Raw genomic sequence first — 18,801 nt, forward strand, 5'->3', positions numbered from 1 at the left:
GGTTTGTATTTGCCGATCCTGTTCGCCCTCGCCGTGTGCCGTGTCTGGGCCGGTCCCGCAAACGCGCGCATTCTGGCGGGGCTGTCGGCGGTGATCGCCCTGCTTGGGATCGCGGCGCATTTTGGCCCGGCGGTGCTGAACCTCTATACCGGGCCGTTGCCGCAATATGCCTCCCTGGTGACCAAGTATCACGGCGGTATGGCCCTGCCGCTGGCGGCGTCGCTGCCCATGCTGGTGTCGGCCTTTTTGCCGGGGCGGGCATGGAAATGGCTGGACCTGGCACATATGTGTCTGATCGCGGCGCTGGTCGGGCTTTGGGGCTGGACGCGGTATTTCTGATGCCATTCCGGCACGTCCCGCCGATCGGAGAGCGACATGCGCTGGCTTAACCTGTCCCTATTGATCCTGTTCCCGATTGCGTGGTTTGCGCCATTGATGCAGGCGGGGTTATTGCCGCTTTTTGGTCTGGAACAGATCAGCGTGATCACAGGGTTGCAGGCGCTTTGGTCCAGTGATGTGATCCTGGCGCTGGTGGTGACGGTATTTGCGCTGTTTGCGCCCTATGTGAAAACCATTGGCCTGGCATTGGTGCATTTCGGATTGGCGGATCGCCGCCTGTTGCCCGCTTTGGCGGTGCTGGGCAAACTTGCCATGGCCGATATATTCCTGATCGCGCTTTATATCACGGTGGTCAAGGGAATCGGGGTCGGCCGCATAGAGACACAATGGGGTCTTTATCTGTTTACTGTCTGCATTCTGGCATCAATTGCCTGCGCAATCTTCACGAAACGTGACGATCCGACACAAATCTCACGTCAAATCGGAAAAGATTAAAGTCTGATTAAATTCCCCTAGGTCAGAACAGCGGCACTGGGCATAATTTATTGGCTGTTTTCAAACATCCGTCTGGGGGATTGCATGCGCCAATTGAGTGTTGCCTGGCGGTTTGCCGCCATGGTGTTTCAAGTTCTGTATTCGACCCTCTTTACCATTCTTGGGGTTGGGCTGCTGGCCTATTGTCTGGCCTGTGCCCTTGGCTGGTCCGAATGGTTGGTCTTTCCGCTGAAATTCGGTGCCGCCCCAACGATCGAGGCCGGCTGGATGGTGCAAACCGCCATGGCGGTGCTGATTTTCGGCTTGGCGGTCTTTTTGCCGGCCAACCGCCGTATTCTAGCGCTCGAAACCTCGCACCGGCGGTTTTCGGTGAATATGAAAGATATTGCCCGCGCCTATGATGCCGTGCATCGCGCCGACCGCGATGGCGCCTTCAAATTGGCGTCGGAATTTGATGCTGTGCGCGAACGTATTGCCTATTTGCGCCACCACCCCGACCTGTCATCGCTAGAGCCGGATGTATTGGAAGTGGCCGCGCAAATGGGGGTGATCAGCCGCGATATGGCCGCGACCTATTCCACCGAAAAGGTCGATCGCGCCCGCGCATTTCTAACCCAGCGCCAACAAGAGATAGACTTGTTTCAGGAACGGCTGGAAGAGGCCAAGATCATCGCCAATGACATTCACAATTGGTCGATGCGTGTCGAGCTGGAGGAAGATGTGGCGCGGTCCGAAATCCGCCGTCTGCGCGACATGCTGGACGATGCATTGCCGGAAATGAACGCCGCCGAGCATAAGGCAACACCAATGGACGCTTCGAAAAAGCCGCCCGTGCGCCCGCCGCAATTCGGGCTGCCTTATCCGCAAGCCGCCGAATAAACTGCGCCCTGACCACCCGACAGCCGGTTTCCCCGCTTGGCAAAAGGCGGACAATCAGGCAGAGCTTGGGCCATGGCGAAAACCAAGAATTTTTCCTGCGCGGCCTGCGGCAATGTCACGACCAAATGGTCCGGCAGATGCGAGGCATGCGGCGAATGGAACACGATTTCCGAAGATGCCGGTATTTCCACGGGACCAGCGGGCAAATCGCTGGGCCAGTCGCGCGGTCGCGCGGTGGTGCTGTCAGATCTGGCCAGCGACGAGGCACCGCCGCCACGCACCCATTCCGGCATGGACGAGCTGGATCGCGTACTGGGCGGCGGGCTGGTGCCCGCCAGCGCGATCCTTGTCGGCGGCGACCCCGGCATCGGCAAATCCACGCTATTGTTGCAGGCCGCCGCGCGTTTTGCTGATAGCGGTCTGAAAACCGTCTATATTTCCGGCGAAGAGGCCAGCGCACAGGTGCGGATGCGCGCCCGGCGTCTGGGGCTGACCCAGGCCAATGTGCAATTGGGGGCCGAAACCAATCTGCGCGATATCCTGACAACTCTGGAACAGGAAAAGCCGCAGCTGGCAATTATCGATTCGATTCAAACCATGTGGGCCGACAATGTCGGCAGCGCCCCCGGCAGCGTGTCACAAGTGCGCGCCGCCGCGCATGAGCTTACCAGCTTTGCTAAACGCAAGGGCATGTCGGTCATTCTGGTGGGCCATGTCACCAAGGATGGCCAGATCGCCGGCCCCCGCGTGGTCGAACATATGGTCGATACCGTACTCTATTTCGAAGGCGAGCGCGGCCACCAGTTCCGCATTCTGCGCGCGGTCAAAAACCGGTTCGGACCGGCGGATGAAATCGGCGTATTTGAAATGACCGGTGCGGGCCTTCAGGAGGTCACAAACCCCTCGGCGCTGTTCCTGTCGGAACGTGGCACACCGGCGCCGGGATCGGTGGTGTTTTCCGGCATCGAAGGCACACGGCCCGTGCTGGTCGAAATGCAGGCGCTGGTTGCGCCCACCCCCCATGCCCAGGCGCGCCGCAGTGTTGTCGGTTGGGACGGATCGCGTCTTGCGATGATTCTCGCGGTGCTCGAAGCGCGCTGTGGAATCCCCTTTGCCGGGCTCGATGTGTACCTGAACGTTGCTGGCGGGATGAAAGTCACCGAACCCGCGGCCGATCTGGCGGTCGCAGCCGCCCTTCTTTCCGCGCGTGAAGATGCGGCATTGCCGCCGGAAACTGTTGTTTTTGGGGAAATAAGCCTGTCTGGCGCGCTTCGCCCCGTGGGGCAGAGCGAAAACAGGTTGAAAGAAGCGGCTAAACTTGGTTTTACGTCCGCGATCGTGCCAGAAGGCGGCAAGATGTCGGGGAGTGCCGGGCTGACGCTGAACCGGATGTCCGATCTGACCGCTTTTGTCGGCGAAACATTCGGTGCCGGATAGGCATCCACCTAGGGCAGTAAAGGGCAGGACATGGACGGTTTTACACTGGTAGACGGGATTGTCGGCATCGTCATCGTGTTGTCTGCTTTGTTGGCGTATTCACGCGGGCTCGTCCGCGAAGCGATGGCCATTGCCGGATGGGTCGCCGCCGCGATCCTGGCCTTTATCTTTGCCCCGCAAGTTGATCCCCTGGTCAAGGAAATCCCGGTCATTGGCGACTTTATCCGCGACAGCTGTGAATTGAGCATGATCACTGCCTTTGCCACGGTTTTTGCTGCGGCATTGGTGATTGTGTCGCTGTTCACGCCGCTGTTTTCGTCCATTGTACAGCGCTCGGCGCTTGGCGGGCTGGATCAGGGGCTTGGGTTCCTGTTCGGCGTCGCACGCGGCATCCTTTTGGTGGCCATCGCGTTCTTTGTCTATGACACTGTGATCACCAGCCAGGACATCGCAATGATCGACGACAGCCGCTCTGCTGCGGTCTTTGGCCGGATGACAACCTCCATCGAAGAGCAGAACCCGGAGCAGGCTTTGGGTTGGGTCACGGCGCAATACGAGCAACTGGTTGGCAGCTGCGACGCGCCGACAGAATAAGCCGACACACCAGAGGCCGGCCACCGGTTTCAGAACCTCAAAGGCCGGTCCCCCTGACAAGACGATGTGATTGACCGATTCGAGCGCATGCCGCAGCAAGATGCGGCGTGCCTCCTTCGCCACTGCCCCCATACTGATGCATCACATGGCGAAGGCGCTTTTGCCGAAAGACGCCCGCACCGCGCGATATTCGCAAGAGTTGCACCTAGCGACAAAGCCCCCCTGCGCTGCGCCCCACCCTGCCCGCACGCAAGACAGCCCTGATGTCAAACATCGGCGGTATCATCGCTGCGGGCAAAGGCCCGCAATCTAAGGCATAAATCCCCTTCGAAACGCCCCCTTAAAATTGCAACCATGCTGCAATGCAAAAAGATATGTCATAGATCCGTGACATACCCGGCACAAAGGACTAAGTAGGGCATCAATTCTTCCACGGAATCGGAGCTGCCCCTTGGCTGATGCCTTGATGCCCCCTGCTCATCCTTTTGATGATGATAAACTGCGCGAGGAATGCGGCGTTTTTGGAGTTGTCGGTGTAACCGATGCCGCCAATTTCGTCGCGCTTGGCCTGCATGCCCTGCAACACCGTGGACAGGAGGCGGGCGGAATCGTGTCCCACCACCCCGACCACGGTTTCAACTCGGCCCGCCGGTTCGGCTATGTGCGCGACAATTTCACCAAACAATCGCTGATGGAGACCCTGCCGGGGTCGCTGGCGATTGGTCATGTGCGCTATTCGACGTCAGGATCGAAAGGTCAGACCGCGATCCGCGATGTTCAGCCATTCTTTGGCGAATTCTCGATGGGCGGCGCGGCGATTGCCCATAATGGCAATATAACCAACGCTGACGCGCTGAAGCGCGAGCTGATCGAACGTGGTTCGATTTTCCAAAGCTCGTCTGACAGCGAATGCATCATTCATCTGATGGCGCGGTCGTTGCAACGCCGGGTGCCGGAACGGATGCAGGATGCGCTGCGGCGGGTCGAAGGCGCATTTTCAATTGTCGCGATGACCCGGACAAAGCTGATCGGCGTGCGCGATCCTTTGGGTGTGCGCCCGCTGGTGCTGGGCAAGATTGCCGATGGCGGCTATGCGCTCAGCTCGGAAACCTGCGCGCTGGACATCATTGGTGCCGAATTGGTCCGCGAGGTCGAGCCGGGCGAGATGGTTGTCATCGAAGATGGCGAGGTCACATCGCACCGCCCCTTCGCCCAAGCCAAATCGCGCTTCTGCGTCTTTGAGCATGTGTATTTCTCGCGCCCTGATTCGATCCTCGGCGGGCGGTCGGTCTATGAAACCCGCCGCCAGATCGGTGTCGAACTGGCACGCGAAGCCCCGGTTGAGGCTGATCTCGTCTGCCCGGTCCCCGACAGCGGCACACCAGCGGCCATCGGGTTCGCCCACGAATCCGGTATTCCCTTTGGCATGGGCATCATCCGCAACCAATATATGGGCCGGACCTTTATTGAACCGACCGAACAGATCCGCAACATGGGGGTTCGGCTGAAGCTGAACGTCAACCGCGCGCTGATCAAAGGCAAACGGGTTATTCTGGTGGACGATTCGGTGGTGCGCGGCACTACATCGCGCAAGATCCGCGAAATGATTCTGGATGCCGGTGCGGCCGAGGTCCATTTCCGCATCGCCTCGCCGCCGACAGCCTGGCCCTGTTTTTATGGCGTGGATACGCCGCAACGGGAAAAGCTGCTGGCCGCCACCATGAGCGAAGAAGAAATGCGCGACCATCTGTCGGTCGATAGCCTGAAGTTCATCTCGCTCGACGGGTTGTATCGTGCCGTCGGCGAAGCCAAAGGCCGCAAAAACAGCAGCCCGCAATATTGCGATGCGTGTTTCTCGGGTGAATACCCGGTGACCCCGGCCGATATGATCGAAAAGGGCTTTGAAATGAAGGCTGCTGAATAGGCAGACCTTCACATCTCCTCGGCGGACGACGATGACCGCCGACCGCCGTGGCCGACCCCCCCACTCCCCTGTGACCGAGCGCCGCATTCGGCTGCAATCTGCCGTTGACCCGGCAAAGACAGCACCTTTTTGCCGAGATTTCGCGCCCCCCTTACGTCCCTGCGTAGATGTCAGTACATGCCGCGCTGCAGCATCGCCGTTGGCCACCAAGGCCAAGCGATGCAGAGACATCCGGGGAACCGCCAAATGGCACAAACAATCGACATCACACCAGAAACAGAAGCCGCGGCAACCCAACAGGGCGCTTTGCCCCTGCGCGAGACCGTGCTCCTGGGCACGATAACCACACCCAAAGGCCCCAAAGCGATTCTGCGCAACGGCTTTGGCGGCGTGGATACTGTGGCGGTGGGCGCCCGGATCAATGGCGGCGAAGTCACCGCAATCCGCGATGGCGAGATGTTCCTGTCGCGCAATGGCCGCGGGTTGAAACTGACCATTCCCGGATCGTGACCCCGGTGGGCTGCGGCCATACACCCCGGCGCTTCTTCTCTTTCAAAATACGCAAATCCGCGCTTGCAACCTGCACCTTGGCTTGACCTTGGCGCAGAACCGCAGCAAACCGCATTCATGACAGAAAAAACCGTCCTTATCACTGGTGCCTCGCGTGGGCTTGGCGCCGCACTGGCCGAAGCATTGGCCCCGACCCATCATGTGATCGCCGTGGCCCGCACCACTGGCGGGCTCGAGGATCTGGACGACCGGATTCAGGCCGCCGGTCATAGCGCAACCTTGGCGCCGATGGACATCACCACAGAGGCCGCGATGGCCCAGCTCTGCCGATCCATTCATGATCGCTGGGGCAAGCTGGATCTGTGGTGTCACACAGCCGTCCATGCCGCGCCGCTGACCCCGGCCAATCATCTGGACATGAAAGACTGGCAAAAAAGCATCGAGGTCAATGTGACCGCCATGGGCCGCTTGATCCCCTTTATCGCGCCGCTTTTGGGCACCGATGGTCAGGCCGTGTTTTTTGACGATCCCCGCGCCGGGCAGAAATTCTTTGCCTCCTATGGCGCGACCAAGGCAGCCCAGATTGCCTTGGCGCGCAGCTGGCAGGCGGAAACCACCCAGATCGGCCCCAAGGTTCACATCGTCGAACCGGCACAGATGGCCAGCGGCACCCGCGCCCGGTTTTTCCCGGGACAGGACCGCGACGACCTGGCCAACCCGCATGACGAAGCGGCCAAGGTGCTGGCCCTGTTGGCGCTGCGCTAAGAATTTCGGCAGGGCGGGCGATCAGTGGTTCCGCCCTGCCACGACCCGCCGCAATCCCACGGCAATTCCCCGGGCGTCGCTTGCCCCTGCGCGCCTGCTCCACTAAGCAGAGCCTAGGCATTCAGGGGACATCATGCGCATTCTCATCACCAATGACGACGGCATCAATGCGCCGGGGCTGAAGGTTCTGCACGAGATCGCCACAGAGCTTGCCGGCCCCGATGGCGAGGTCTGGACCGTGGCACCGGCGTTTGAACAATCCGGTGTGGCGCATTGCATTTCCTATTCCCGCCCCTTCATGGTCAGCCAGATGAGCGAGCGCCGTTTCGCCGCCGAGGGCAGCCCGGCTGATTGTGTGCTTGTCGGCCTGCATGACGTGATGTGCGACGGCCCACCGGACCTTGTGTTGTCGGGGGTGAACCGGGGCAACAATTCGGCGGAAAACGCCCTGTATTCCGGCACGCTGGGCGGCGCGATGGAGGCCGCATTGCAAGGCCTGCCCGCCATGGCATTGTCGCAATATTATGGCCCCGGAAATCGCGATCTCGCCGACCCGTTTGAGGCCGCCCGCCAGCATGGCGCCGAAACGCTGCGACGAATACTGGATGCCGATCTGGAAAATAATGCCAGCTACAAGCTGTTCTATAACATCAACTTTCCGGCGATCCCGGCGGCAGAGGTCAAGGGGCTCCGCGTGGCCCACCAAGGGCGGCGCCACAACACCGTCTTTAGCTGCGAAGCACAGACATCACCCACCGGCCGCCGGTTCCAATGGATACGGGGCGGCGATCAACATGCGGCCGCCGACGCCGACAGCGACGCCGAGGTCAATCTTGCCGGCTACACCTCTGTCACGCCGATGCGCGCCGATCTGACGGCCCCGGATGCGCTGGCGGCGCTGAAAGGCGCATTGGCATGAGCGTGGACGCTGAACGAAAGATGCAGTTTCTATATGCGCTGCGCTCCAAGGGCGTGACCGACAAACGCGTCCTGACCGCGATGGAACGCATTGACCGCGCGGATTTCATCCAAGGCATATTTTCAGATCGCGCTTACGAGGACATGCCGCTGCCCATCGCCTGTGGCCAGACCATCAGCCAGCCATCGGTTGTGGCCTTGATGACCCAGGCATTGGACATCCAACCACGTGACACCGTGCTGGAGGTTGGCACCGGCTCCGGCTATCAGGCCGCGATCCTCAGCCATCTGGCGCGGCGGGTTTACACCGTTGACCGTCACAAACGGCTGGTCCAGGGCGCGCGTGCCATTTTCGACCGGCTGGACCTGGCCAATGTCACGGCGTTTACCGCTGACGGCTCTTTCGGGTTGCCGGATCAGGCGCCGTTTGATCGCATCATTGTCACCGCCGCCGCCGAAGACCCCCCCGGCCCCCTGCTGGCGCAGCTGCGTATTGGCGGCGTGATGGTGGTGCCCGTCGGGCAATCCGATGCTGTACAACACCTGATTCGTGTGCGCCGCACCGAAGACGGGCTGCATTATGATGAATTGCGCGCCGTTCGCTTTGTGCCACTGGTCGAAGGGCTTGGGCGCGACACATGATATGTGTATAAAACAGGTAATCTGACTATCCGGGGCAACCGGAAGAATTTTGAGGATCTCGAGATGTGGTTTACTCCGCCCCGGTTTCACCTGTTTGTGGCAGGTTCTGCGCTGGCATTTATCGCTGCCTGCGAACAATTGCCGAATGATTTCGACCTGCGCGGCAAGATTGGCGACAGCCGGTTTGACACCTCCGAAGCGGCACGCAATGCAACGGCAAATCGACCAAGCCCCGACAGTCGTGGCATAATTTCCTATCCCAACTACCAGGTTGCGGTGGCACAGCGCGGCGACACGCTGGGCGGGCTGGCCACACGGATCGGGATGAATGTTGCTGATCTGGCCCGGTTCAACGGCATGAAACCGGACGACACCCTGCGCGCCGGTGAAATCATTGCACTGCCGTACAAGGTTGATGAACCTGCCGGGGGCACGATCCAACCGGCCGGTCAGGTCGATATAACCGAGGTGGCCGGACGCGCCATTAACTTGGCTGAGGCCACGCCGGTGCAAACAAGCGAACTTCCGCCGGTGCAGACCGGCACCGAACCCGTCCGTCACAAGGTAGAGCGTGGCGAAACCGCCTTTACCATTGCCCGGCTTTATAATGTGTCGGTGCGGGCCTTGGCCGATTGGAACGGGCTGGACCGCGAATTCAACGTCCGCGAAGGCCAGCACCTGTTGATTCCCACCGCCAGCCTGGCCCGTACGGATGATATTGGCACGGCACCGGGCCAGGGGTCCCCGACCCCGACCCCGCCAAGCGCCTCGCAGCCATTGCCGGATTAGACCCCGGTTGCCGCGGCAACGCCGGTGGCTGCGCCAACCTCTCCCAATCTGGGCAAGGAGCAGACACAGGCCTCCAAATCGACCGCACGCATGTTGATGCCCGTCACCGGGTCGGTGATCCGTGAATATGCCAAGGGCCGCAACGATGGCATCGACATTGCCGCCACCGCAGGCGCGCCGGTCAAGGCCGCCGAGGCCGGCACAGTTGCCGCCATTACCGCCAATGCCGATCAGGTGCCGATTGTCGTGGTGAAACACGCCAACAACGTCCTGACCGTCTATGCCAATGTGTCGGATATCGCGGTCAAAAAGGACCAGACCGTCAGCCGGGGCCAGACCCTTGGCAAAGTGGCCGCTGGTGATCCCGCATATGTGCATTTCGAAGTGCGCGAAGGGTTTGAAAGCGTCGACCCCTTGCCCTACGTTCGCTAGCACCGCGCCGGTGGCGCATCCCCAATCAATCCTTCGAGGTCACTCTAAATGCCCACACCCAAACCCGTTGCCGGTCAAATCCTGCCGCAAATGTCGTTTCCCCGCCTGGGCGGTGGTGACATCACTGTCGGCGGCTCAGGCGACAGCACCACTGGCGAAAACTGGACCCTTCTGGTGGTCTATCGCGGCAAACATTGCCCACGGTGCAAGAAATACCTGAACATCCTCAACGAGATGCGCCAGAGCTGGTATGATGCCGGATTTGACATCGCTGTTGTCTCGGCCGATCCCAAGGCAAAGGCCGAAGCCGATCAAGCGGAATTCGGCTGGCAGTTCGACCTTGGCTATGACCTGAGCCGGGACCAGATGGATGCTTTGGGCGTTTACGTGACCCAACCGCTGTCCGATGCGGAAACCGACACGCCCTTTGCCGAACCCGGGGTCTTTGTCCTGCGGCCAGATGGCAGCCTGCTGCTGATCTCGATCTCGAACGGGCCATCGGCGCGCCCGGATCTGGCGGAACTTCTGGACGGTATGGTATTCACCAAGAAAACCGATCGTCCCCCGCGCGGCACCTTGTAATCGCGCGGCAGACTGTCATCACGACACCCGTCGGGGTGGTTCAGCCGATCTGAACACCCCGGCGCCCGGCCAGATCCGTGAAATATTGCCATGCAACCCGGCCAGAGCGGCTGCCGCGTGTGGCCTGCCATTCGACGGCTTCGGCGCGCATGGTCTCGTCATCAATCACCAGACCATATTGATCGCAATACCCGCGGATCATCGCCAGATAGTCATCCTGCGTACAGGGATGAAAGCCCAGCCATAGCCCGAAGCGGTCAGAGAGAGATACTTTCTCCTCGGTCGCCTCAGACGGGCTGATCGCGCTGGCACGTTCGTTTTCAATCATGTCACGCGGCATCAGATGGCGACGGTTGGACGTGGCATAAAACACCACATTGTCCGGTCGCCCCTCGATCCCGCCATCCAGCACCGCTTTCAGCGACTTGTAATGCTGGTCATCATGGCTGAACGACAGATCATCACAGAACAGGACAAACCGCTCTTTGCGGTCGCGCAGCAGGCCCAGCAAACGGCCCACCGATGGCAGGTCCTCGCGCTGCAATTCAACGATCTTGAGCGCCGTGCCCTGGCGCAGAACCTCGGCATGGACCGCCTTGACCAGAGATGATTTGCCCATGCCGCGCGCGCCCCAAAGCAGGGCATTGTTGGCGGGCAAACCACGGGCGAATTGCAATGTATTGGCCAGCAAGGTGTCCCGCGACCGATCCACACCGATCAGCAAATCAATGCCAACCCGCGACACATTTGCCACCGGTTGAAGCCGATCCGGCTCGACATGCCAGAGAAAGGCGTCAGCCCCGGAGAAATCCGGGGCCTCCTGTGGGGCCGGGCTCATCCGTTCAAGAGCCTCGGCAATCCGTTTCAACATCTTGTTCGCCATCAGCTTTTGTCCGCTTTGCCGGGATCTTCTTCGTCGCTGTCCGTGAATTCGGATTTCAGCGGATCTTCGTCCAGATCGTCGCCGTCTTCACCGTCTTCAAACCAGAGCCCCTCTTCGCGCAGCTTGGCTTCGCGCTTTTTCTCGACCCGACGGACGAGGAAGATCGAAATTTCGTACAATCCATAGACCACGACGAACAGGATCACCTGGGTGATCACATCCGGCGGGGTGACCAATGCGGCCAGCACCAGAATGGCAACCACCGCGTATTTACGCACCGCGCCCAGACCTTCGGCGCTGACCAGACCGGCCTTGCCCATCAGGGTCAGCAGCACCGGCAATTGGAAACACAGGCCAAAGGCGACAATGAATTTGATCGTCAGGTTCAGATATTCCTGGGCCGAGCCTTGGAAGACCACCGACAGACCCTGGTTCACCTCTTCGCCGACAACCGCCTCGCCCTCGGCACCGAATTGCTGGAACCCAAGGAAGAAGTCATAGGCCAGCGGCGTGACCACAAAGAACGCAAACGACGCCCCAAGCAGGAACATGAAGGGTGACGCCACCAGAAACGGCAGGAAGGCGCCTTTTTCCTGTTTATAAAGTCCCGGCGCAACAAAGCGCCACAACTGGTTGGCAATAAACGGAAACGACAGGATGAAACCGCCGAGGAACGACACCTTGATCGCAACAAAGAAACCTTCCTGCGGCGAGATGAAGATCAGGTCACAATCCTGCCCCCGTTCGCTCAGCACCTTGCACAGCGGATCGGTCAGAAAGTTGAAAATCGGCGTGGCGACGGTGAAACAGATCACCATGCCAATCAGGAAATAGACGACGCAGCGGATCAGCCGCGTGCGCAATTCCGCCAGATGTTCGATCAGCGGAGCAGAGCTGTCTTCGATGTCGTCCGTATGGCTCATCAGGCGTCTTTCGTGTCTTTGGCGGGCGGGGTGCCCGTCACATCATCGGCGGGCGGGGTGCTGACTGCGGCCTCTGCAATTTCCGCCGCCTTCAGGGCCTCATCGGCCTCGCGACGTTTGCGTTCGGCGGCGGCACGGGCGGTGCTCGCCTGAATTTTGCGGATCTTTTCGGCACGTTCTGCGGCGTCATCGGCATTGCCATTGCCCAGATTGGTGGCGTCCTTCAGCCCGTCTTTCACATCGCCAAGCGGGTCGGCGATATGGCGGGTGGCGTCCTTGACGCCGTCCATTGCGGACTTCACCGGGTTGGTGGCGGTGCGAATGGTCTTTTGGATATCTGCGACGCCTGCCTCATCCGCGGCGTCGTTCATGGCCCGGCTGAATTCCCGCGCCATACCTTTGGCCTTGCCGACAAATTGCCCGACCTTGCGGAACAACATCGGCAAATCCTTGGGGCCGACAACAATCAGCGCCACAACTCCGATGACCAGAAGCTCGGTCCAGCCAAGATCAAACATGATCTATCAGACCTTGTCTTTTTCGTCTTCCGGGGTCACGTCCTTGGCCGTGTCGCCGGTCATATCGTCCAGCTTTTCTTCTTCGGTGCTGTCCTTGACGCCCTTTTTGAAGGCGGTGATGCCCTTGCCCACTTCGCCCATCAGCGAAGAAATTTTGCCGCGTCCAAAAAGGACCAGCACGACAACGGCAATCAGCAGAAGGCCGGGAAGGCCGATATTGTTCAGCATGTTTTGTCTCCAGATCTCGGCCCCACAGCGGCGGGGCAGGCAAGTTACATTCCGTCATAAAGCCTTGCCCGCCCTGCGAAAAGCGACAAAACACCTGATATTGCTGAATTCGCCGTGCAATCCGGGCCGCATTTTGACAGTATTCTGTCAGTTGTCGGAATATTGTCAGTAACGGGCAATTCACAAAGGCGAATCAGCTATGAAACGGGCGGACCGGCTCTATCGTTTGATGGAGCGTTTGAAAGACGGATCGTTGCATCGCGCCGAAGATCTGGCGCAGGATCTGGGGGTGTCGATCCGCACGATCTATCGCGACATGGACACATTGATCGACAGCGGCGTGCCGGTGATCGGCGAGCGCGGCCTGGGATATTCCGCGCTGGCCGCCATCACCCTGCCGCCGATCAATCTGACCGATGCAGAGCTTGAGGCCCTGCATCTTGGGCTTGCGGTTGTCGGGCAATCCGATGTGCCGGAAATGGTCGAAGCCGCCCGCGCCCTTGCGGCCAAAATCGACGCGCTCTTGCCAGAGGATCACGCAGCGCCCGCACAATTCGCCTTTGCCGCCTATCCATTCGAAGATGCGGCGCGCGGCTTTCGCCATATGCCCGCCTTTCGCGCCGCTGTGCGGGCCCGGCAAAAACTGCGGATCACGTTGGATGAGGGCAGCAATCATTTGCTGCGCCCGCTTGAACTGCGCTACTGGGGCCGGATCTGGGCCTGTGTCGGCTGGAGCGAAACACAGGACGATTTCATCAGCTTCCGCATAGATCAGATCGAAACCCTGACCGCCGTCCCCGGTCTGTTTGTGGATGAACCCGGAAAACGCCTTGGCGACTATCGCCTGCGCCAGCAATAGGGCCGCGCTCTACCCCAGTTTAGGGAAGACAAAACACCGGTCACGCCGGATCGTCAGCCAAAGCGGCGTGTTGATTTTTGGCAGGAAAACATTCGGCACCGTCGCCCGCAGGGTCGATCCGTCATGATCCATCCGGAATTCGACCAGGCTTTCCTTGCCCATGAACCGCGCCCGCGCGACCGTGCCCCGCGCGGCAATACCGCGTTCAGCGGTGGGCAAAGGCCCCTGGCCGGCGCGATCAAAATCAATCCCCACATGTTGGGGACGGAACACGATTTCCACCTCGGCCCCATCCGGCAGCCCGGGGGCCAGGAATTGCCCAAAGGGTGTGTCGGCCAGCGCGCCCTGAACCGTGCTATTGATCACATTCACATCGCTGAAGAACGCCACAGCGGCTTTGTCCGCAGGCGAGCGGTAGATATTATAGGGCGCACCCTGTTGCACGATTTTGCCGTCACGCATCAGAGCGATCTCATCGGCCATCCGCATGGCCTCTTCCGGTTCATGGGTGACCAGAAGCACGGCGGTGTCTTCTTCTTTCAACACGGCCAGTGTTTCATCCCGGATGCCATCGCGCAGCCGGTTGTCGAGCCCGGAAAACGGCTCGTCCATTAGCATGATCTTGGGCTGCGGCGCCAAGGCACGGGCCAGCGCGACGCGCTGTTGCTCGCCGCCGGACAATTCATGGGGATAGGCGTCAATGAAGCGCGCCATGCCAACCTTTTGCAGCATCTCCTCGGCCCGCGCCCGCGCCGCCGCGCCCTTTGCGCGCAGACCAAAGGCCACATTGCGCCCCACACTCAGGTGCGGAAACAGCGCGAAATCCTGAAACATCAACCCGATCGAGCGCCGCTCAGGCGGGAGGCGGAAAACCGTGTCACAGATCAGCTTGCCATCGACAAAAATTTCGCCCGCGTCCTGCATATCAACCCCGGCAATCATCCGCAGGGTTGTGGATTTGCCGCAGCCCGACGGGCCAAGCAGGCAGGTCACCTGCCCCGGTTAAATCTGCAATGACACGTCATCCACCACCCGGCGACCATCGAAATCGCGGATAAGATTGCGGATTTCCAACCTGGGGGGGGCAGTGACGGGGGGCAATTCGGCCTCTTGCAGTTTTCCCGATCAAAACAATCGGAATGTGGGGCAGATAGCAACCCCCGTCCCGGGCCGCAAGGTTCAGATCCTGCGACGCATGCCCACAAGGCAGGCCGCGAACCCCACCGCCAGCACCGCGACACAGATCACCAGCAGTTGTTCGTATTTATGCCCCTCCGGCAGCAGCGCCGCCGCCCAGCCGCTTGCCCGCAGCAGGTACACCAGCGCGCCACCGACCGCAGCGGCAAGGCTGACAGCATATGCCCAGGGCGCAATCGCACGGCGCATCAACAGGCCAACCACCAGAACCGGGGTCAGAAACATGCTGGCCGTGCCGCTGACCGCCACCGCGTCGAACAGCGTCTGATTGCCCCAGAAGGTCAGCAAGAGCCCCAGCCCCATGAACACCACCATCGCGACCCGACCGCCCGCCATGCTGCGCGGCGCAAGGCGCAGTTCCTCAACCACAAGCCGTGCCGCGCTGGACAAGGCCAAATCCAGCGTGCTGAGGGCGCTGATCAGCAGCGACAGCATCAGCGCTCCAAAGAGCCACGGCGGGAACATCACCGCCCAGGTTCCGATCAACTCGCCCTCGTATTTGGCCCCATCCAGCGAGGCCTGAATGCCGAACAAGCCAAAGGCAAAAATGCAAAGCGCCGAAATCCAGAAGGCGTGCAGAAAACTGGCCCTGGTTGTCGCGCGGTCCGCCAGAAACCCGCGATCCATCATCACCGGGTCATGTGCGGGATAGGAAAACACCTGAAGAAAGGCCACCAGCAGCAGGATCTTGCCGTTGTATCCGCCAGCGGTGCCTGGCGCGGTCAGCACGGCCATCGGGTCAAATCCCGGCATCAGGATCAGGGCAAGAAATGCCGCGCCAAACACCGCCAGAAAGACCAGCATCTGCAACACATCGGTGCGCAGCGCGGCGCTCAGCCCGCCCCAGGCGCTATAGGCAAGACCGATCAGCGCCAAGGCCACCATTGCTATGGGGCCGCCGCCGGGCACCTCGGGCAGCAACGCGCCGAAAATCAGGCCGACGACCAGCAGGTTTGCGAAAACCTCGGACAAAAGCCGCAGCGCCACCACGGCGTTGTATCCCAAGCTCCCCACCGCACCGAACTGATGCGCCAACCAGTCCTGCACCGATCCTTGCCCAGCCCCGCGCAGCCGATCCACGATCAACCCGCCGGTCAGGAATGAACCGTAATAGGCGGTATAGGCCAGCACCCCCCAAATTCCGTAAAAATAGCCGAGGATGGCAGCATTCATCAGCGACCGGGCAAAAATCCAGGTGGTCACCTGGCTGAGGACCAAGACCCAAAGCCCCGGGGCCCGACCTGTGGCATCGGCGCCGCCAAAGAAGCCTTCGACGCTTGCGCGGCGGGGCGCAACGGCGAGACAGCCAAGCGCAATCAGGCCAAAAAGGCCGGTAAGGACAAGTGGTTGCATTCTATAACTCCGAGTGATCCACCGCCCATAGCAGCCCATTCGGTCTGGCCAAAGTCACGATGACCTCACTTACGTGAACGTGAAGCGCCGCGAGCTTGCTGTCAGCCCAACAGGGTAAAGTCTGCCTCGGCCAGCACCCTGCCATTGACCTGAATGCCAATGCGCTGGACGCCGGGGAAAAGCCGAAATGTGGTCGCATCCCATTTCAGCTTGTGGATCTTGGAGAGTGTCAGTGGCGTGCCCGGTGTCACCTTGGCCTGTTTCAGCTTGAACACCTTGGGTGCCAATTTGCCATCGGATTTGCGAAACCAGATCACGTAGTCCACCAGAACCGGCAGCGGTTCTGCCGCAGAGAGCGTCACTGAAAAGCCCAGGGGATCGCCCTTGAAAATCCTTGTTGTGGTCAGCTTCAGCTCGGTCTCGATCGTTACATCGCTGCGGTATCCAAGATGCCCCAGCGCCCCGACATGCCCCTGTTTGATCAGGGTGCGCAGCCCATGGCGGGTCATCCAATCCAGCTCGCGGGGGGTCTGATGGCCCCGGCGCTGCCAGTCGGCCAACAGATCCACCACAGGATCAGGCGCAATTTTCGCAATGTCGTTCAGATGGTTGGCCACCGACCGCGTCACATATCGCGTCGGATCGGCATGTAACCGGTCCAACAGATCCATTGGCACCAGTGGGTCCAGCGTAATGGCCTTGGCCCAGGGTAGTTTCGGCCGGGTGCCTTCGCTGACCAACCGGCGGACATGGTAATTCTCGTCCCCGGCCCAAAGATGCAGGCGGGCCAGCGTCTCTTCCGGCCACCGGTTCAGGAAAGGTCGGATATAGAATTCCATCGAAAAGCGTTTGGTCGCGACATGCAGCAGATCAAGCGCCCGGTCGCGATGATCCTCCAGCCCGTGACGCACCGCAAGAATGCCCGGCACCGCATGGATAAACCGGCCAAAGTCATCGTCGCGCAAATCCGGGTCCAGCTCCGGCGGCATCGCGGCCTCCAGCTGATCCGCCATGGTCGGAAAGTCCGGCGCAAGCTGTGCTTCGATTCCGTCGGCAATCGCCTCCAGCCGTTGCATCAACTCCAGATCAGGCAGCTGTGGCAGCACCCGATCCAGAAACATCTGGCGATCAAACCCCGGCAGACCGGCGGAATACTCCCCGGCCAAATGGCCAAGGGAGTCTGGATTGAACAAATGATCGCGCAGCGAGAATGCCTCGGTCATCGGGCCGTCCTTATAGGGTGGTGTTCACGCCGCCACCGTCCAGAAGCACGTTCTGGCCGACGATGAACCCGGCATATTGCGAACAGAGAAACGCACAGGTCGCGCCGAATTCCTCGGGCGTGCCATAACGTCCGACCGGAATGGATTCGCAGCGCTGTGCCTTGGCCTGATCCGGGGTGATGCCCTGTTGTTTGGACACACCTTCGTCGAGGGATTTGGCGCGGTCCGTGGCATGGATGCCGGGCAGGATATTGTTGATGGTGACGCCACTGCCAGCCACCTGCCGCGACGTGCCCGCGACAAAACCGGTCAACCCCGCACGGGCGGAATTCGACAGGCCCAGCACCGGAATCGGGGCCTTGACCGACTGTGAGGTGATGTTGACCACCCGGCCCCAGCCGCGTTCCATCATGGCCGGCACCAAGGCCTGGATCATCGCAATCGGGCTGAGCATATTGCCATCCAGCGCCTTGATGAAATCGTCGCGATCCCAATCCTGCCACATGCCGGGGGGCGGGCCGCCCGCATTGTTGACCAGAATGTCAACATCCCCGGCCGCCGCCAGAACCTTGGCCCGGCCTTCTTCTGTGGTGATGTCAGCGGCCACCGCTGTGACCTCGACGCCATGGGCGGCACGAATGGCGGCTGCGGTCTCTTCCAGCGCCTCTGCCCCACGGGCATTGATGATAAGGTTCACCCCTGCCTCGGCCAAAGCCATGGCACATCCACGGCCAAGCCCCTTGGACGCGGCACATACAACTGCTTTCTTGCCGGCAATTCCCAAATCCATGACATCTCTCCTTGTTTTACACGACGGCTGTTCTGACGTATTCTGGCCCCGGGACGCCATGGGCGGCGAACGGACCCGCCGGGAAATTGCCCGACCCTGATCGCAGTGGTGCCACATTACGCCCGGATAGTAAGCCCTGCCCGAGAAGTTTTTTATCCGCCTCGGCGGTCAGTTGGAGTAAATGCATGGCACGCGGTTTGACCCAGACCCTGATGGTGTTTCAGGCGGAAGATCTGAAAGTTGTCGATGGGGCGAACCTTGGCGATGTGCTGCATCACGCCGAAGAGCTTCAGCATGACGACGTCTATCACCTGGGCGATTCGGCGACACAACAGAAACTTCTGGTGCAACAAACCGGCAAGCGCGAGCTGCAATTGGCCGACCCTTGCGGCCTTGGGACGCCGGGACATATGATGCACATAGATTGCTGCATCACCTTCATGGGCAATGACGGCGACACCGTTGATCTGATCGTGCTGGTCGAGGTGGATGAGCTTGGGCTGATTGCCGCGATTTACGGC

Annotated in this window: 21 protein-coding genes and 1 pseudogene; 14 read left to right on the forward strand and 8 right to left on the reverse strand. The window is 60.5% G+C overall.

Annotated features, from left to right (window positions below):
• Positions 1-90: 90 nt before the first annotated feature.
• The 13 genes from AC0L4F_RS08620 to AC0L4F_RS08680 all read left to right on the forward strand — a co-directional run bounded on the left by AC0L4F_RS08620 (position 91) and on the right by AC0L4F_RS08680 (position 10,306).
• Positions 91-339, forward strand: coding sequence for a hypothetical protein (locus AC0L4F_RS08620; RefSeq protein ID WP_244687384.1), 249 nt, complete (start codon positions 91-93; stop codon positions 337-339).
• Positions 340-375: 36 nt separating this feature from the next.
• Positions 376-834 carry a paraquat-inducible protein A gene (locus AC0L4F_RS08625; RefSeq protein ID WP_244687386.1) on the forward strand — a complete coding sequence of 153 codons (459 nt, stop codon included), beginning with the start codon at positions 376-378 and terminating at the stop codon, positions 832-834.
• Between the two features lie 84 nt (positions 835-918).
• Positions 919-1,713 (forward strand): DNA repair protein, encoded by a 795-nt coding sequence (locus tag AC0L4F_RS08630; protein WP_244687388.1) that lies wholly within the window; start codon positions 919-921, stop codon positions 1,711-1,713.
• A 72-nt stretch (positions 1,714-1,785) separates the two neighbouring features.
• The gene (radA, locus tag AC0L4F_RS08635; RefSeq protein WP_244687390.1) at positions 1,786-3,150 is read left to right on the forward strand and encodes a DNA repair protein RadA; all 1,365 of its coding nucleotides are present in this window, start codon (positions 1,786-1,788) and stop codon (positions 3,148-3,150) included.
• A 30-nt stretch (positions 3,151-3,180) separates the two neighbouring features.
• Positions 3,181-3,744, forward strand: a complete 564-nt coding sequence (locus AC0L4F_RS08640) for a CvpA family protein (protein WP_244687393.1) — start codon at positions 3,181-3,183, stop codon at positions 3,742-3,744.
• A 466-nt stretch (positions 3,745-4,210) separates the two neighbouring features.
• A complete protein-coding gene (purF, locus tag AC0L4F_RS08645; RefSeq protein WP_244687685.1) occupies positions 4,211-5,668 on the forward strand; it encodes an amidophosphoribosyltransferase in 1,458 nt (485 codons plus the stop codon).
• Positions 5,669-5,914: 246 nt separating this feature from the next.
• Positions 5,915-6,178, forward strand: coding sequence for a hypothetical protein (locus AC0L4F_RS08650; RefSeq protein WP_244687396.1), 264 nt, complete (start codon positions 5,915-5,917; stop codon positions 6,176-6,178).
• A 117-nt stretch (positions 6,179-6,295) separates the two neighbouring features.
• On the forward strand, positions 6,296-6,943 hold the full coding sequence (locus tag AC0L4F_RS08655) for an SDR family NAD(P)-dependent oxidoreductase (RefSeq protein WP_244687398.1): 648 nt from the start codon (positions 6,296-6,298) through the stop codon (positions 6,941-6,943).
• A gap of 133 nt (positions 6,944-7,076) precedes the next feature.
• The gene (surE, locus tag AC0L4F_RS08660; RefSeq protein WP_244687400.1) at positions 7,077-7,862 is read left to right on the forward strand and encodes a 5'/3'-nucleotidase SurE; all 786 of its coding nucleotides are present in this window, start codon (positions 7,077-7,079) and stop codon (positions 7,860-7,862) included.
• A complete protein-coding gene (locus tag AC0L4F_RS08665) occupies positions 7,859-8,503 on the forward strand; it encodes a protein-L-isoaspartate(D-aspartate) O-methyltransferase (protein WP_244687403.1) in 645 nt (214 codons plus the stop codon). Before surE ends, AC0L4F_RS08665 begins: the two co-directional genes overlap by 4 nt.
• 63 nt (positions 8,504-8,566) lie before the next feature.
• Positions 8,567-9,292, forward strand: a complete 726-nt coding sequence (locus AC0L4F_RS08670; protein WP_348524076.1) for a LysM peptidoglycan-binding domain-containing protein — start codon at positions 8,567-8,569, stop codon at positions 9,290-9,292.
• A 24-nt stretch (positions 9,293-9,316) separates the two neighbouring features.
• Positions 9,317-9,724: a murein hydrolase activator EnvC family protein gene (locus tag AC0L4F_RS08675; RefSeq protein WP_348524077.1), complete on the forward strand. Its 408-nt coding sequence runs from the start codon at positions 9,317-9,319 to the stop codon at positions 9,722-9,724.
• A 48-nt stretch (positions 9,725-9,772) separates the two neighbouring features.
• Positions 9,773-10,306: a redoxin domain-containing protein gene (locus tag AC0L4F_RS08680; protein ID WP_244687405.1), complete on the forward strand. Its 534-nt coding sequence runs from the start codon at positions 9,773-9,775 to the stop codon at positions 10,304-10,306.
• Between the two features lie 40 nt (positions 10,307-10,346).
• On the opposite strand, the gene AC0L4F_RS08685 is transcribed toward AC0L4F_RS08680, so the two are convergent.
• From AC0L4F_RS08685 to tatA, 4 genes are read right to left on the reverse strand one after another with little or no spacing between them, the layout of a single operon-like run.
• Entirely contained in the window at positions 10,347-11,189 is an 843-nt protein-coding gene (locus AC0L4F_RS08685; RefSeq protein ID WP_244687407.1) for an ATP-binding protein, read from the reverse strand.
• The gene (tatC, locus tag AC0L4F_RS08690; RefSeq protein ID WP_244687410.1) at positions 11,189-12,112 is read right to left on the reverse strand and encodes a twin-arginine translocase subunit TatC; all 924 of its coding nucleotides are present in this window, start codon (positions 12,110-12,112) and stop codon (positions 11,189-11,191) included. Before tatC ends, AC0L4F_RS08685 begins: the two co-directional genes overlap by 1 nt.
• Positions 12,112-12,630 carry a Sec-independent protein translocase protein TatB gene (tatB, locus tag AC0L4F_RS08695; protein WP_244687412.1) on the reverse strand — a complete coding sequence of 173 codons (519 nt, stop codon included), beginning with the start codon at positions 12,628-12,630 and terminating at the stop codon, positions 12,112-12,114. Before tatB ends, tatC begins: the two co-directional genes overlap by 1 nt.
• 6 nt (positions 12,631-12,636) lie before the next feature.
• Complete coding sequence (gene tatA, locus AC0L4F_RS08700) at positions 12,637-12,858, reverse strand: twin-arginine translocase TatA/TatE family subunit (RefSeq protein WP_244687415.1); 222 nt, start codon at positions 12,856-12,858, stop codon at positions 12,637-12,639.
• A gap of 199 nt (positions 12,859-13,057) precedes the next feature.
• On the opposite strand from tatA, the gene AC0L4F_RS08705 reads away from it, so the two are divergent.
• Entirely contained in the window at positions 13,058-13,717 is a 660-nt protein-coding gene (locus tag AC0L4F_RS08705; RefSeq protein ID WP_244687417.1) for a helix-turn-helix transcriptional regulator, read from the forward strand.
• A gap of 9 nt (positions 13,718-13,726) precedes the next feature.
• Here AC0L4F_RS08705 and AC0L4F_RS08710 read toward each other — a convergent pair.
• The 4 genes and pseudogenes from AC0L4F_RS08710 to AC0L4F_RS08725 form a co-directional block, all read right to left on the reverse strand.
• A pseudogene (locus AC0L4F_RS08710) lies at positions 13,727-14,791 on the reverse strand (ABC transporter ATP-binding protein).
• A gap of 105 nt (positions 14,792-14,896) precedes the next feature.
• A complete protein-coding gene (locus tag AC0L4F_RS08715; RefSeq protein ID WP_244687419.1) occupies positions 14,897-16,267 on the reverse strand; it encodes an SLC5/6 family protein in 1,371 nt (456 codons plus the stop codon).
• A 101-nt stretch (positions 16,268-16,368) separates the two neighbouring features.
• The gene (locus tag AC0L4F_RS08720; RefSeq protein WP_244687421.1) at positions 16,369-17,490 is read right to left on the reverse strand and encodes a hypothetical protein; all 1,122 of its coding nucleotides are present in this window, start codon (positions 17,488-17,490) and stop codon (positions 16,369-16,371) included.
• A 10-nt stretch (positions 17,491-17,500) separates the two neighbouring features.
• On the reverse strand, positions 17,501-18,280 hold the full coding sequence (locus tag AC0L4F_RS08725; RefSeq protein ID WP_244687424.1) for an SDR family oxidoreductase: 780 nt from the start codon (positions 18,278-18,280) through the stop codon (positions 17,501-17,503).
• Positions 18,281-18,801 lie beyond the last annotated feature (521 nt).

It is taken from the genome of Marinovum sp. J2-8, from assembly GCF_055808435.1.

What these genes read in the sequence shown, in the direction of transcription:
- AC0L4F_RS08715 (WP_244687419.1), bottom strand. Translation starts at nt 16,267, where the DNA reads ATGCAACCACTTGTCCTTACCGGCCTTTTTGGCCTGATTGCGCTTGGC.
- AC0L4F_RS08705 (WP_244687417.1), top strand. Translation starts at nt 13,058, where the DNA reads ATGAAACGGGCGGACCGGCTCTATCGTTTGATGGAGCGTTTGAAAGAC.
- AC0L4F_RS08625 (WP_244687386.1), top strand. Translation starts at nt 376, where the DNA reads ATGCGCTGGCTTAACCTGTCCCTATTGATCCTGTTCCCGATTGCGTGG.
- AC0L4F_RS08650 (WP_244687396.1), top strand. Translation starts at nt 5,915, where the DNA reads ATGGCACAAACAATCGACATCACACCAGAAACAGAAGCCGCGGCAACC.
- AC0L4F_RS08720 (WP_244687421.1), bottom strand. Translation starts at nt 17,490, where the DNA reads ATGACCGAGGCATTCTCGCTGCGCGATCATTTGTTCAATCCAGACTCC.
- tatB (WP_244687412.1), bottom strand. Translation starts at nt 12,630, where the DNA reads ATGTTTGATCTTGGCTGGACCGAGCTTCTGGTCATCGGAGTTGTGGCG.
- tatC (WP_244687410.1), bottom strand. Translation starts at nt 12,112, where the DNA reads ATGAGCCATACGGACGACATCGAAGACAGCTCTGCTCCGCTGATCGAA.
- AC0L4F_RS08640 (WP_244687393.1), top strand. Translation starts at nt 3,181, where the DNA reads ATGGACGGTTTTACACTGGTAGACGGGATTGTCGGCATCGTCATCGTG.
- AC0L4F_RS08725 (WP_244687424.1), bottom strand. Translation starts at nt 18,280, where the DNA reads ATGGATTTGGGAATTGCCGGCAAGAAAGCAGTTGTATGTGCCGCGTCC.
- tatA (WP_244687415.1), bottom strand. Translation starts at nt 12,858, where the DNA reads ATGCTGAACAATATCGGCCTTCCCGGCCTTCTGCTGATTGCCGTTGTC.
- surE (WP_244687400.1), top strand. Translation starts at nt 7,077, where the DNA reads ATGCGCATTCTCATCACCAATGACGACGGCATCAATGCGCCGGGGCTG.
- AC0L4F_RS08680 (WP_244687405.1), top strand. Translation starts at nt 9,773, where the DNA reads ATGCCCACACCCAAACCCGTTGCCGGTCAAATCCTGCCGCAAATGTCG.
- AC0L4F_RS08665 (WP_244687403.1), top strand. Translation starts at nt 7,859, where the DNA reads ATGAGCGTGGACGCTGAACGAAAGATGCAGTTTCTATATGCGCTGCGC.
- AC0L4F_RS08630 (WP_244687388.1), top strand. Translation starts at nt 919, where the DNA reads ATGCGCCAATTGAGTGTTGCCTGGCGGTTTGCCGCCATGGTGTTTCAA.
- AC0L4F_RS08670 (WP_348524076.1), top strand. Translation starts at nt 8,567, where the DNA reads ATGTGGTTTACTCCGCCCCGGTTTCACCTGTTTGTGGCAGGTTCTGCG.
- AC0L4F_RS08685 (WP_244687407.1), bottom strand. Translation starts at nt 11,189, where the DNA reads ATGGCGAACAAGATGTTGAAACGGATTGCCGAGGCTCTTGAACGGATG.
- radA (WP_244687390.1), top strand. Translation starts at nt 1,786, where the DNA reads ATGGCGAAAACCAAGAATTTTTCCTGCGCGGCCTGCGGCAATGTCACG.
- purF (WP_244687685.1), top strand. Translation starts at nt 4,211, where the DNA reads ATGCCCCCTGCTCATCCTTTTGATGATGATAAACTGCGCGAGGAATGC.
- AC0L4F_RS08655 (WP_244687398.1), top strand. Translation starts at nt 6,296, where the DNA reads ATGACAGAAAAAACCGTCCTTATCACTGGTGCCTCGCGTGGGCTTGGC.